Source organism: Paenibacillus sp. FSL H8-0259 (assembly GCF_037963255.1).
GTDB lineage: Bacteria > Bacillota > Bacilli > Paenibacillales > Paenibacillaceae > Paenibacillus_AQ > Paenibacillus_AQ phytohabitans.
This window is the reverse complement of sequence record NZ_CP150147.1, coordinates 4,437,383-4,450,611: the sequence shown is the minus strand read 5'-3', so window position 1 is coordinate 4,450,611 and position 13,229 is coordinate 4,437,383. Positions and strand designations below refer to the sequence as shown.

At 50.1% G+C, this 13,229-nt stretch carries 12 protein-coding genes and 1 riboswitch; all 12 genes read left to right on the top strand.

All coding sequences use genetic code 11. From position 1 onward, the window contains the following. Window positions 1–195: 195 nt before the first annotated feature. Window positions 196–372, top strand: coding sequence for a hypothetical protein (locus NSU01_RS18785; RefSeq protein ID WP_171715899.1), 177 nt, complete (start codon window positions 196–198; stop codon window positions 370–372). Window positions 373–599: 227 nt separating this feature from the next. After that, on the top strand, window positions 600–992 hold the full coding sequence (locus NSU01_RS18780; protein WP_042137749.1) for a DUF2500 domain-containing protein: 393 nt from the start codon (window positions 600–602) through the stop codon (window positions 990–992). Window positions 993–1,281: 289 nt separating this feature from the next. Next, on the top strand, window positions 1,282–1,704 hold the full coding sequence (locus tag NSU01_RS18775) for a cell wall hydrolase (RefSeq protein WP_042137747.1): 423 nt from the start codon (window positions 1,282–1,284) through the stop codon (window positions 1,702–1,704). 170 nt (window positions 1,705–1,874) lie between these two features. Further along, the gene (gerQ, locus tag NSU01_RS18770) at window positions 1,875–2,279 is read left to right on the top strand and encodes a spore coat protein GerQ (protein ID WP_256703788.1); all 405 of its coding nucleotides are present in this window, start codon (window positions 1,875–1,877) and stop codon (window positions 2,277–2,279) included. Between the two features lie 313 nt (window positions 2,280–2,592). Next, window positions 2,593–3,909, top strand: a complete 1,317-nt coding sequence (locus NSU01_RS18765; protein WP_042137745.1) for a hemolysin family protein — start codon at window positions 2,593–2,595, stop codon at window positions 3,907–3,909. 204 nt (window positions 3,910–4,113) lie between these two features. After that, a complete protein-coding gene (locus tag NSU01_RS18760) occupies window positions 4,114–6,033 on the top strand; it encodes an ATP-binding protein (RefSeq protein ID WP_076243048.1) in 1,920 nt (639 codons plus the stop codon). 93 nt (window positions 6,034–6,126) lie between these two features. Next, the gene (locus NSU01_RS18755) at window positions 6,127–6,882 is read left to right on the top strand and encodes a DsbA family protein (protein ID WP_076243049.1); all 756 of its coding nucleotides are present in this window, start codon (window positions 6,127–6,129) and stop codon (window positions 6,880–6,882) included. Then, window positions 6,879–7,313 (top strand): disulfide oxidoreductase, encoded by a 435-nt coding sequence (locus NSU01_RS18750; protein ID WP_042137742.1) that lies wholly within the window; start codon window positions 6,879–6,881, stop codon window positions 7,311–7,313. The genes NSU01_RS18755 and NSU01_RS18750 overlap by 4 nt, the downstream gene beginning before the upstream one ends. 226 nt (window positions 7,314–7,539) lie before the next feature. Further along, window positions 7,540–7,699, top strand: a riboswitch (cyclic di-AMP (ydaO/yuaA leader). Between the two features lie 128 nt (window positions 7,700–7,827). After that, the gene (locus NSU01_RS18745; protein ID WP_042137741.1) at window positions 7,828–9,645 is read left to right on the top strand and encodes an APC family permease; all 1,818 of its coding nucleotides are present in this window, start codon (window positions 7,828–7,830) and stop codon (window positions 9,643–9,645) included. Window positions 9,646–9,843: 198 nt separating this feature from the next. After that, complete coding sequence (locus NSU01_RS18740; protein WP_083705307.1) at window positions 9,844–10,866, top strand: iron-hydroxamate ABC transporter substrate-binding protein; 1,023 nt, start codon at window positions 9,844–9,846, stop codon at window positions 10,864–10,866. Window positions 10,867–11,086: 220 nt separating this feature from the next. Further along, window positions 11,087–12,145 (top strand): iron ABC transporter permease, encoded by a 1,059-nt coding sequence (locus NSU01_RS18735; protein WP_076243050.1) that lies wholly within the window; start codon window positions 11,087–11,089, stop codon window positions 12,143–12,145. Beyond that, window positions 12,145–13,179, top strand: coding sequence for an iron ABC transporter permease (locus tag NSU01_RS18730; RefSeq protein WP_042137737.1), 1,035 nt, complete (start codon window positions 12,145–12,147; stop codon window positions 13,177–13,179). Before NSU01_RS18735 ends, NSU01_RS18730 begins: the two co-directional genes overlap by 1 nt. The last annotated feature ends 50 nt before the right edge of the window (window positions 13,180–13,229 follow it).

The following is a 13,229-nucleotide window of genomic DNA, read 5'->3' as shown; positions in this document are numbered from 1 at the left end:
GCATTGGCGGGTAGCCTTTTCTTTTTGATAATACGGCCGCAAAGCCCTCTTAATATAAGGAAAAAACTTATTTAAAATTTTCTTTAAAAATGTGAAAAAAATCACATGACAAACTTTCACTCCTGTGATATATTTAACACATAGAGAACAAGTTCATTTTTTCACAAACTTTCATCCCGAATAGGAGAGATTATTATGAAAACATTTGAAACGGATTATATGACAAGAAACCTGCTGCAATTGTGCTACAACTGTGACGATGCTCACCTGTGTGAAACGGAAGAACAATGCAGAGCTTGCTGGGCGGACAACGGTATGCTGCCGGAAGAAACAAGCGAAACCAGACAATTGCTAGATCTCGTACATGCTTAATGTGATCGCCTCTCTTGGTATAATGAAGACCATTTAGGTTCCCGGATATAGGGGGATTTAGGTGGTCTTTTTGGCGTGCTGTCATCACCCCAAGTGAAGATTCTCTCGGAGCAGATGGGGGTGTTACACATTTGTTATGCTGTCTTCAAGGGAAGAGGCATATACATGTAGAGAAGACCTGCCAAGGGCAGGGAATCTAACCAGATGGGAACAAGGGGGAAGAGACCATGGGAACGGGACCGGATCCATCCTGGATGTTTGATTTTACAGGAACGGTATTGCCGATATTCCTCGCTGTAGTCGTGGGGATTATCGCTGTGTCTGCAGGCAGAGGACTGCTTCAGTGGAGCCGGAACAATAATGCCCCCCTGCAGTCCATACCCGCCCGAATTGTCAGCAAGCGCAGCGAAGTCCGCCAGCAGCAGGCACAGGATGAGAGCAGCCGCACCAGCACAACCTACTACCTGACGTATGAAGCGGAGGATGGTGTCCGCAGAGAGTTCAAGGTGGACGGCCATGAATATGGTATGAGTGCTGAAGGGGACAGGGGAGTGCTGACATATCAGGGTACAAGATATCATGGCTTTCAGCGGCGCCCGCATTACTCCACAGCGGAATAGTGAACAGGCTTGTTCATGGATAGTGTGATGTTTATTTGAAAAGTGTTCAGCAGCCCCCCTTGTAACCGTCAGCGGTGGAAGGGGGTATTTGGGTTGTGCTTGCTTCGGCTCAAAAGCAGGTATTTCATGGTATACAAGGTATTGCTGCAGACCGCAAGAAATTGGGCGGGGACTGTCACCACTTAGGCGAATGCACATACAATACAGCGAGCAGTAAAGAACAACGGATGCTTGGCGTTACAGCTTTGTTCCATAACTGTCAATGAAGTGATTACAAGGAGGAGAACGCGTGGCCGTCATCAAAACGAATTCGGAGGATGTAAGGGTGCTTGCGCGGCTGATGCGGGCCGAGGCCGAAGAGGATGGGGAGTCAGGCATGCTGATGGTCGGTAATGTCGGGGTCAACCGGATTCTCGGCAACTGTCTGGACTTCAACAACATCCGCAGTGTGAATGATATGGTGTACCAGAGCCCGGGCGGCTTTGAAGCCCCGCAGAAGGGGTACTTCTATCAGCGTGCACGGGAGGCCGACATCCGTTTGGCAAAACGCGCTATCGCCGGGGAAAGAACCTGGCCAGCATCAAATGCACTGTGGTTCTTCCGGCCTGTCGGGGCCTGTCCGGCCAACTGGTACAACCAGCAGAACACCGGCCGCTACAAGGCACACTGCTTCTTCACTCCGACCCAGGTGGATTGCCCGTCATTATTCTAGGTACGCTTAAGTGAATGCTAATTCAAATTTTAGGAGGTTATTCGTAAATGATCGTTCAACCCTACCGTCCCGTTAATTATATGATGGGCAGCAACCCAGCAGGTGGCATGAGCAACATGAACAACATGAACAATATGAACGGCATGGGCCCGATGAATACTATGGGTGCCATGAGCAACAAGGGAAACATTGGAAACATGGGCACCATGGGTACTATGAGCAGCATGCCGCCGCAGGTCACCAGCGGCAGCCCCATGACGCCAGCCGGAACCGTGGTCTCAACAACTGCACCGGTGTTCGAACAGTCTTATGTGGAGAACATCTTCCGCCTCAACCTTGGCAAGGTCGGCACCTTCTACTTCACCTATGAGAACAACAAAGACTGGAACGCCAAGGTCTATACCGGTGTGCTTGAAGCTGCGGGCCGCGACCATCTGATTATCAGCGACCGGGCGACCGGACAGCGGGTTGTGCTGCTGATGGTAAATTTCGATTATGCCACCTTTGAAGAGCCGCTTGTCTATCAATATCCGGGAGTTATCGGAAATCCGGCGGTTGTACGGAGCTGCCGATAAGCTTTCTGGCCATTTATCCATAGAATAACGCAAAAACGGCTGTCCACCTTTGTTTAAAGGCGGTCAGCCGTTTCTTTTGCTACCGTACGCACATATGCTGTATTTTTCGAGGGGACACGCATGCTTGCTGTTTCACCTAATATATTTATATAATAAAAGTATTATTTATAATCCGTGATTTATGTACTGGAGATGAAGGCATTGGGAAATTGATACGGAAAGGAACAGCTGGCATGATCCAGTCTGACATTTTGAACAAACGAAGGAGGTGGGCCTATCCGCCCGCACAGGAAACGGCGGATAGGAGTATAAATTGAGCGACCCTTTACCCGGTATATTAAATGTAGGTCTTATTATTTTGATTGTGCTGCTTAACGGTTTTTTTGTTTCGGTTGAGTATGCGATGGTGAAGGTGCGCAGCGGGCGCATCGATTCACTGATTGAGGAAGGCAGCAAGAGAGCCCCTGCAGCAAGACAGATCGTTCATAATCTGGATGGTTATCTGTCGGCCTGTCAGCTTGGCATAACACTTGCCTCGCTTGCGCTAGGCTGGCTCGGAGAACCGGCGATTGCTACGATTGTGGGGCCGGTTATTACGAACCTCGGCTTCGGAGAAACAACTGTTTTTGTGGTTTCGCTTATCATAGCCTTTATGTTCATCACTGTTCTGCATATTGTACTGGGCGAGCTTGCCCCGAAGACCATTGCAGTGAATAAAGCCGAGGCTGTACTTCTGCTTGCTGCAGGTCCGATGAATGTCTTTTACCGGATCATGTATCCCTTCATCTGGGTGGTTAACGGCCTGGCTCGCGGGCTGCTGCGTATCTTCCGTCTGACGCCGGCATCGGAGCTGGCTACAGCACATACAGAGGAAGAAATACGCATTCTGATGCAGGAGAGCAACAAAAGCGGATTGATCGACAACACGGAAATGACCCTGGTGGATAATATCTTCGAATTTGCCGACACGATGGCCAGGGAGATTATGATTCCGCGCACGGAAATGATCTGTCTTAACACGCATCTGGAGACGGACGAGAATCTTGAAATTGCCTTTGACGGAATGAGAACCCGTTATCCGGTCTGCGACGGAGACAAGGACCATATTCTCGGCTTCATTCATATCAAGGATATGATCCGTGATAATGCGCCCAAGTATAACGAATTGATCCGTCCGATATTGACTGTACCGGAATCGATTCAGATTAGCAGCCTCCTCAAGGTCATGCAGCGTGCCAAGACCCAAATCGCTATCCTGATTGATGAGTATGGCGGTACCTCGGGTATGGTTACTCTGGAGGATATTATGGAAGAGATTGTCGGAGAGATTCAGGATGAGTTCGACGAGGAACGTCCCGGCATCGAGAAGCTGGGGGAGGATGAGTTCTCTATCGACGGCCTGATGCTGATCGAGGAGATCAATGATACGCTCGGAATCCACATGGAGACGGATGATTACGATACGATAGGCGGCTGGCTGTATTCCAAGCTGGAGGTCAATCCTCCGCAAAAAGGCCAGACGGTGGAGTTCGACAATCATTTATTTGTGGTTGAAGAGACGGACAATAAGCGGATTTCCCGGATTAAGCTGCTGAAGGTGCAGTTTCTGACGGAGGAAGCCGGAGCTTAATTACGAGATGACAAGAGCATGGCGCTATTACAGCGCTGTGCTTTTTTTAGTATTCAGGGGCTCTCGTTTTGTCAGCGCTTCCCTTAAGCAAAAACTGTCTGTCCCATTAGACACAATCTACGATTCGACTGGTTTCACCCAGGGTAAGGTTAGTGTAAATAGGTGAAATGCAATATCTTAAAGTTCATGAAAGGAGAGAGGCCTATGGAGCATCATCCGAATCATTACAATGATCTGCTTGTCCTCTTATCTGTTGCTATAGCATTTCTATCGTGCTTCACAGCCCTGGATCTGGCGGAACGGCTGCTCCGTGGCCGCAAGGGGAATCTCTATATTCTGCTTATCTCTGTAGTGCTGGGCACAGGGATGTGGAGTATGCATTTTATCGGAATGCGGGCGATGGATTTGGGAGTTCCGGTATCGTATGATCTGCTGCTGCTTGTGTTCTCGCTGATCATTCCTGTGGCCGCTTCTTATATGCTGTTTGCAATGCTTGGCAACCCCCATACCCGCAGCCGTGTCTATCTGGGTCTTGGCGGCATGCTGTTCAGCAGCGGAATACTGATCATGCATTTCAGCGGTATTCTGGCGATGAAGCTCTCGGCAACGTATGAACAAGGGTTCTTTTCCATTATCCTGTCTATCCTATTCGCCTTTGTTGTCCCTGTAATTACTGCATCCTACGACCCGAAATGGCTGGGGAATGCCTACAATATGCTTAGTGTCAAAAAATTGCTGCTCGTGTTAACCCTGACCGGAGCGTTCACAGGAATACATTATTCTGCAATGGCCGGCGCATCCTTCACAGTAGTAGACTCCTTCTTGTATACAGGGCGCGCTCCGCTCTTGGATGATTCACTGCTGGGCATTATTCTGGGCGGTTCCTTCTTGTTCATTGTGACAATTGTGCTTGGCCTGCTCTATAGGGACCGGCAGCATGTGCTCCGCTTTGCAGCATTTAATGAGCAGCGTTATATGGCCTTGTTCGAGCATAGCCCGGATATGGTGCTGTGTATTGATCCGGCCCTTAAGAAGATCATCAGTGCTAATCCTTCCCTGCGGTATACCACCGGATATGGAAGAGAAGAACTGGGGGAATTCAAGAACATCCTGTACAGTGCCCGGGATGAAGCCGCGGTCAAGGAAGCTGTGCGCAATGCCTCCCAAGGGAAGTCCTCCAAGCTGGAGCTGAGGGTTATCACCAGGGACGGCCAGCAGATGATCTGCAGCGTAACGGTGTTTCCATTGCTTCATAATAAGGAACAGCTGGTCTATCTCGTTGCCGAGGATGTCACTGCCTTGATGCAATACCAGCATGAACTGATTCAGGCCCGGGATGCGGCAGAGAGTGCAGCCAGGATGAAAAGCGAGTTTCTGGCGACGATGAGCCATGAAATCCGTACACCGCTGAACGGAATTATCGGCATCAATCAGCTGCTGGCCGAAGAGATCAGCAAGCCCGAGCATCTGGAGCTGCTGAAGCTGCAGAGTACCAGCAGCCAGGCGCTGCTCCATGTAATGAGTGATGTTCTCGATATCTCCCGCCTGGAAGCAGATGGTCTCGTGTTGAACCAGGAGCCGTTTCAGCTGACCGTGCTGCTGCAGGAGTGTATGGATCTGTTTGAAGTAATTACCAGAGATAAGCAATTGTCGTTTGTGCTGTCGGTAGAAGAGGGGCTTCCCGGCAAGTTCGTGGGAGACATTGCGCGGATCCGTCAGATCCTGGTTAATTTAATCGGCAATGCGGTGAAATTCACTCCTTCGGGAGCGGTTACAGTTACTGTTGAGTCCGCCGGCATGAAGGGAGCTTCTCAGACGCTGCAATTCAAAGTGCATGATACAGGCATCGGCATTCCGCCGGATAAGCTGCAGCTGCTGTTCCAATCCTTTTCCCAGGTGGATGCTTCCCACACGCGTAAATATCCGGGTACTGGTCTGGGATTGGCCATTTGCAAGAAGCTGGTGGAGCTTATGCAGGGAGAAATATGGGCGGAACCGGCGCCGGGCGGCGGGACCCAGTTCTTTTTCAGAATTGTACTGCAGTCGCTGGATTCATCGCCGGAGCTGATTTACAACCAAGAAAATGAAGACAGCGGAGTGCCTGCGGCAACAAAAGCTGTATAATGTAGGGTTTGCCAAGGAGAGAACTTTAATTATATAATTTTAAAGTAACTTATCTTTTATCACGACAGTCCTATGGACAGAAAGGAACTCTCTTTGAGCAAACCGAATAAGAACAATGTCGCGCTTCCCCAGATGAGCAAGCAGGAGAAACGCCGGGCAGAGCAGGAACAGCAGAAGCAGAAAACGAGAATTCTGATCGTGAGTACAGTGGCATTAGTCGTAATTATTTTTGTAGGATTATTCATGCTGGCCTCGAAGGACGGCTCAACCACAGGATCTGCTGCGGCTCCCGTTGACTTCAATTACAGTGAAATGGCACGGCTGGGGAAAGAAGATGCTCCAGTCAAAATCGTTGAATTCGGCGATTACAAATGTCCGGCTTGCGCCCAGTTCACCGGGGTGATTAAACCGCAAATCGTTCAGGAGTATGTCAATCAGGATAAAGCAGCCTTTTACTTCGTCAACCTGGCCTTTATTGGTACGGATTCGAGAACAGCCTCACTTGCGGCACTCTCCGTATACCATCAGAATCAAGAGGCTTTCTGGAAATTCTTCGATGCCATCTATGCTAACCAGGGTGAAGAAAAGGTAGAGTGGGCAACACCGGACTTCCTGGTAAGTCTGGCACAGCAATTAGAACTGCCCATTGACTTCGACCTGCTGCGTAAGGATATTGAAGACAAGACCTACGAAAGCGAACTGGAGAGAGATATCCAGCTTGGCACAGACACCGGTGTAACCAATACGCCATCACTGTTTGTCAATGGAGTCAAGGTGAATGAACCTTTTAATATGGAGGAGATTGATGCTCAAATCCAGGTAGCTGCGGAAGCTGTGGCTGCACAATGAATAAATTCTCTGCATTCTGCCGCCGGAATTGTCTCTACTTGGCCTGGTTCGTCTCGGTTGTTGCTGTAGCAGGCAGTCTGTATCTCAGTGAAGTGCTGAAATATGAGCCCTGCAAGCTATGCTGGTTTCAGCGGATATTTATGTACCCGCAGCTGATTTTGCTCGGAATCGCCACTTACCGGGGGGATAAGCGCATTATCCCTTATGTCCTTCCCTTAAGTTTGATTGGCGGAAGCATTTCGATCTATCATTACGCAGAGCAGAAAATTCCGGCACTCAGCAAGGTGCTTCCATGTACAATCGGTGTGCCGTGCAACACGGATTATCTGAATTATTTCGGATTCATCACCATCCCGCTGCTGGCACTCATTGCGTTCGCATTAATCACAATTCTGCTATGGACAGGGCGTAAAGAGGATGCAGCTGAGTAAGAAGCCGTCAGGCAGAATGAAGAGTAACTATTTCCCTTAAATTAAGTGTAAATTATTATGCAGAAACGCTGTAAAATCACGCGATAAAGGGATAATGAAAGAGAATGAAAGATCAAGACATACCGGATCATGGATTTGGTTGTTTTGGTTGTTTTTCATTCTTTTTTCATTTGTTTCAACGCTTTACGGAAGAGGCATTGTAGATTAATATTAGTCCTTGTGAGAAGTTGAATATGCGCTGAATTTTCCGGAAGGAAAAACGGGGGAACCAAACTTGGCCGAGTGCCAACGGGGTGAATCGGAAGCGGGTCAGCAGACTCGAAAACCGTAGGGCTACCACAGCCCGAATCCGCCAGCTAACCTCGTAAGCAATAGTGGGATAATGACCATGCACTCAAGGCATGCGGATCATTTCCGTATGCTTATTTTTGTGCCTGCATTTATGAAATCCACTTATGAAAACAGCGCGCGGTACTGCCGTTTCAACTTAACAAAGAGAGGAACTGTTACTACAATGGTAAGCAAGGTAAAACGACTATTGATCGGGCGTCCGATGAAGTCGAACGAACTCGATCATGAAAAGTTATCCAAGGTGAAAGCACTGGCTGTCCTGTCTTCTGATGCGCTCTCGTCTGTAGCCTACGGAACAGAACAAATCTTAATCGTACTTGTGGCCGCAGGTTTCACAGCTATCTGGTACTCATTGCCAATTGCATTAGCCGTATTGGGCCTGCTGGCCATCTTAATCCTGTCTTATCGGCAGACCATTTTTGCTTATCCGCAAGGCGGGGGCGCCTATATTGTTGCCAAAACCAATCTCGGGGTTCATACCGGCTTGCTTGCCGGCGGCTCTTTGCTGGTGGATTATATTCTTACGGTGGCGGTAAGCGCCTCGGCGGGAACGGATGCGATCACATCAGCGTTCCCGGGTCTTCATAATCATAGTGTACTCATAGCGGTTACTGTCATTCTGCTCTTAACGATTGTCAATCTGCGGGGTGTTACTGAATCTGCTTCATTCATAGCCATTCCGGTATATCTGTTCGTCGTCTCCATCTTTGTACTGATTATCGCGGGAGTCTTCAAGTATGCAACCGGCGGTGCTCATGCCCAGGTTCCTGAGATCGGCTCGGCGGTATCGAACGTCAGTATGTTCCTTCTGCTTAAGGCCTTCAGCTCCGGCTGTTCGGCACTGACCGGGGTAGAAGCGGTCTCCAATGCGATCCCTAACTTCAAAGCACCGGCTGAGAAAAATGCGGCTAAAACGCTGATGCTGATGGGTCTGATTCTCGGGGCTATGTTCACGGGGATTACGCTTTTGGCTTATTGGTACGGTATCATGCCGGACGAGAAAGCAACGGTTGTGTCACAGATTACCGAGTCTACCTTTGGCCGCGGCGGTTTGTACTTCTTCATCCAAGGCATCACCGCAGTAATCTTGTTCCTGGCGGCGAATACAGCGTATTCGGCCTTCCCGCTGCTGGCGTTCATGTTCGCCAAAGACAAATATTTACCCCACGCCTTCATGGTGCGCGGAGACCGGCTGGGATTCTCCAACGGCATTATTTTCCTCGGCGTAATGTCGGCTGTGCTTGTAGCTGCTTTTCACGGAAATACCGAAGGGTTGATTCCATTATACGCCGTTGGGGTATTCATTCCGTTTACCCTTTCACAGCTTGGCATGATGGTCCAGTGGTACAGAACCAAGCCTAAGGGCTGGCAGAGCAAATTCGCTGTGAATACAGTAGGCATGCTCACAACCTTAACCATTACGCTCATCTTCATTATTACTAAATTCTCGAGTGTATGGATGGCCTTCATCTTCCTGCCGCTTGTAATCATCGTGTTCCACCGGATTCACCGCCATTATATGAATATTGCCGATCAGCTGCGTATTTGTCCGGCTACGGATAAACCTTGCATTAAAGGAAGCACAGTGGTTGTACCTGTTGCCGGTGTCACCCGTGCAGTACTGCATTCGATCAGCTATGCGAAGTCATTGACTGAGAATGTAGTGGCTGTATATGTCGGATTCGATGAAGAAGAGATTCACAAAATGGAACAGAAGTGGGAAGAGTGGAACCCTGGAGTGCGCCTGATTGTACTCCGCTCTCGTTACCGCAGCATCATCCGCCCGCTGGTGAAATTCATCGATACGGTGGAGTGGAAAACCGCTTCTACAGACCACATTACTGTACTCATTCCGCAATTTGTTACGAAGCATTGGTGGCAGGCGATTCTGCATAATCAGACCAGCTTGTTTATCCGCTCTTATCTGATGAATCAGAAGGATATCGTTATAGCAACTGTACCGTATCATTTGCACAAATAGACATACCCTTTATATGTAAAACGGCTGTTTCCGCAGGTTGCGGGAATAGCCGTTTTTTGTTATGCGCAGGGTGAGTATAAATGGAATCAGATAATTTAGTTGACATAGAGAATGAGAATCAATATCATCAGTTTATGTGAGGCGAAGGCCGCAATCACCTTTGACCAATAATGAATGTATATACAGGAGGGGTAATTAATGTTTTCGTTCAACCTGCAAAGATCAACAAGCATGAAGCTGGCTATGGCCGGACTCATGACCACGACGTTGTTATTATCCGCATGCGGAAATAACAATGCAGCCAATAACGGGGCTGCGGCAACTACGGCACCTGCAGCAACTGCAGAAGCCACTACTGTACCGGCAGAAACAACAGCTCCAGCGGTAGAGCAAACAGTAACGGATGCCATGGGACATAAAGTCACTGTCCCTGCGAACCCGCAGCGTGTGCTTGCTTCTTATCTGGAAGACTATCTGGTCGCACTTGGCGTGACTCCGGTTGCCCAATGGTCCGTGACAAACGGCACTCAGGATTACCTTGCAGCTGAGCTTAAGGACATTCCAACCATCAGCTATGACCTTCCACTCGAAGCTGTAACCAGCTTCGCACCGGACTTCACTATTGTACAATCGGAAGGTACTGTCCAGAACGGTCTGTATGACCAGCTGAACAAAATTGCACCAACGTATGTACTCGGCGACGAAGTCAGCAAGGACTGGCGCAAATCGCTGCTCAAGATCGGCGAGCTGTTGAACAAAACGCCTGAAGCTGAAGCAGCCATTGCTGCCTATGATCAAAAAGCGGCTGATGCCAAAACAAAAATCTCCGCTGCGATCGGCGATGAGTCCGTTGCCATTCTCTGGCTGGTATCCAAGAACTTCTATATAGTAGATGAAACCCGCAGCAGCGGGGCAGTCCTGTATGGTGATCTTGGCGTGAAGCTTCCGAATCTGGTTACCGAAATTCCTGCTGAGTCCAGAGCAACGTGGAATCCGATATCACTTGAGAAATTGTCTGAGCTGACTGCAGATCATATCATCCTAGTGAACAGTGACGGGGCGGATGCTGCTGAAGTTACGGATGGCGCGATCTGGAAGGGGATTCCGGCTGTTAAGGCGGGGAATGTTCATGAGTTTAGCAGATCAACCAGCTGGCTGTACAGCGGTCCTATAGCTAACTCCAAAACAATTGATGATGCTCTGAGCAGTCTTGTAAAATAAGATGCGTTCAAAATGCCGGTAATCAGCCTCTGCCGGTATAGAGTGTGCAGGTCCTTGTATCCCCGGATACGATGATCTGCACCTTTTTTTAAATGGAGCGATAGATGAGGGCGTTCAGCATAGATTACGCGTTATCTGCTTGTACAAAATTCATATATTTGCGATAATGAGAATGATAATCAATTAGAAGCAAGTAATAATCCTGTTAAGGAGACGGCTTATGGTTTCATCCACACGTTCTAACCTCAATCCTTCTACGGCTGCAGGGGATAAACCCATCAAGTCGCGGCCGGTGGCTGCAGCTACGATACTGCTGCTCGGAATAGCTGTCATCGTCTTCGGACTGATGTTGTCTGTATCGGTAGGAGCAGCAGATATCCGGCTGGCTACTGTATGGGAAGCTGTTGTCCGCTTCAATCCGGAGCTGGCGCAGCATCAGGTCATCCGGGAGCTGCGAATCCCCCGGGCTTTGGCCGGAGCGCTGGTGGGGGCATGTTTTGCTGTTGCCGGCGCGATCATGCAGGGAATGACCCGGAATCCGCTGGCGGATTCGGGGCTGCTGGGACTCAACGCCGGAGCCGGTGTCGGCCTGGCATTGGCTTTCGCCTTTGCGCCTTCGCTGTCTTTCATGTATATCATGATCTACTGCTTCATTGGAGCGGCTGTGGCATCGCTCTTAGTCTTCGGCATCGGTTCGCTGTCCCATAGCGGGCTGACACCGCTACGCCTGACCTTAGCGGGTGCTGCGGTCAGTGCTATGCTGCTGGCGCTCAGCCAAGGCGTCGCCATTCTGTATCACCTCTCCCAGGATATCGCGTTCTGGATGGCAGGCGGGATTGGGGGAGCGAACTGGACACAGCTCAAGATTATGTCCCCCTGGGTTGCAGGTGCGCTTATCGGGTCGCTGGTGCTCTCGCGTTCCATCACGCTGTTAAGCCTGGGAAGGGATGTTGCCGCTGGACTGGGGCAGCGCACACGGCTGGTACAGACCGTAGGGATGATCATTGTGGTCATTCTTGCCGGAGCGGCGGTCTCGACGGTGGGCCCGATTGCTTTTGTCGGATTAATGGTTCCGCATATTACCCGTTATCTGGTGGGGGTGGATTACCGCTGGATCATTCCTTGCTCGGCAGTACTCGGGAGCGTCCTGATCCTCTTTGCCGATATCGCTGCGAGAATGATTAATGCGCCTTATGAAACACCGATAGGTGCCCTGATTGCAGTAATCGGCGTACCGTTCTTCATCTATCTGGCCAGCAAGCGCAAGGGGGAGCTGTAATGAACAGGACCATGTCTGTACCCTCAGTGAAATCGCGCCGCACCAGAGAAGCCGGTATTCTAACGCTGCTTGCTGCACTTATCGTCATTATTTTTATTGTCAGTATGAATACCGGCTTCATGCGCTTATCACCACTTGATGTTCTACATACTTTGCTCGGTGAAGGAACCAAACAGCAGAAGCTGATTCTGTTTGATTTCCGGCTGCCGCGTATAGTGATCTCACTGCTCATCGGGGCGGGTTTCGCAGTATCCGGATCTATTCTGCAAGGCCTGTCGCGCAATGCTCTTGCTGAACCCTCTACCTTAGGGATTAACGCCGGAGCGGGATTCGCAGTGCTGATCTTCATTTCATTTGTCCCGGCAACCACAGCGGGGCCCATCTTTGTTCTTCCGCTGCTGGCGCTGGCAGGTGCAGCGCTTACGGCCACGCTGATCTATTTTCTCTCCTACCGGAGAGCCGACGGACTCTCGCCGACACGGCTGATCCTGATCGGAATTGCCGTAGGTGCCGGCATTTACGCTTTTCAGCTGATCCTGTCGTTAAGACTGGACCCGCAGAATTATCAGTTCGTAGCCATCTGGCTGGCCGGCAAAATCTGGGGCGGAGACTGGCGGTTCGTGCTGGCATTGCTCCCCTGGATATTGATTCTGCTGCCGTTCGCGTTCTACAAAGCCCGGGTGCTTAACGTACTAAACCTGGGGGATGAAACCTCCAAGGGACTTGGGCTGCCGCTGGAGCGGGAACGTCTGCTGCTCTTGGCTGCTGCTGTGGCTCTCGCAGGCGCCTGCGTCTCGGTCAGCGGAGGCATCGGCTTCGTCGGACTGATTGCACCGCATCTCGCCCGCAGACTTGTAGGCCCGCGTCATCAGATCATGCTGCCTGCAGCCGCTCTGATAGGCGCGCTGCTGCTGCTTACCGCAGACACCATCGGGCGCTGGATTCTGCAGCCTACAGAGATACCTACAGGTATCGTGGTGGCGATCATCGGCGCCCCGTACTTTTTATATCTTTTGGCAAAATCTAAGGCTTAACATAGGCATTCATAGGCGAATTATCATGAAAAATTAAAATCCTGAGGAGT

Excerpts from the sequence above, each read along its gene's own strand:
- NSU01_RS18735 (WP_076243050.1), top strand. The coding sequence starts at position 11,087 with ATGGTTTCATCCACACGTTCTAACCTCAATCCTTCTACGGCTGCAGGG.
- NSU01_RS18730 (WP_042137737.1), top strand. The coding sequence starts at position 12,145 with ATGAACAGGACCATGTCTGTACCCTCAGTGAAATCGCGCCGCACCAGA.
- NSU01_RS18750 (WP_042137742.1), top strand. The coding sequence starts at position 6,879 with ATGAATAAATTCTCTGCATTCTGCCGCCGGAATTGTCTCTACTTGGCC.
- NSU01_RS18780 (WP_042137749.1), top strand. The coding sequence starts at position 600 with ATGGGAACGGGACCGGATCCATCCTGGATGTTTGATTTTACAGGAACG.
- NSU01_RS18745 (WP_042137741.1), top strand. The coding sequence starts at position 7,828 with ATGGTAAGCAAGGTAAAACGACTATTGATCGGGCGTCCGATGAAGTCG.
- NSU01_RS18740 (WP_083705307.1), top strand. The coding sequence starts at position 9,844 with ATGTTTTCGTTCAACCTGCAAAGATCAACAAGCATGAAGCTGGCTATG.
- gerQ (WP_256703788.1), top strand. The coding sequence starts at position 1,875 with ATGAGCAACAAGGGAAACATTGGAAACATGGGCACCATGGGTACTATG.
- NSU01_RS18785 (WP_171715899.1), top strand. The coding sequence starts at position 196 with ATGAAAACATTTGAAACGGATTATATGACAAGAAACCTGCTGCAATTG.
- NSU01_RS18760 (WP_076243048.1), top strand. The coding sequence starts at position 4,114 with ATGGAGCATCATCCGAATCATTACAATGATCTGCTTGTCCTCTTATCT.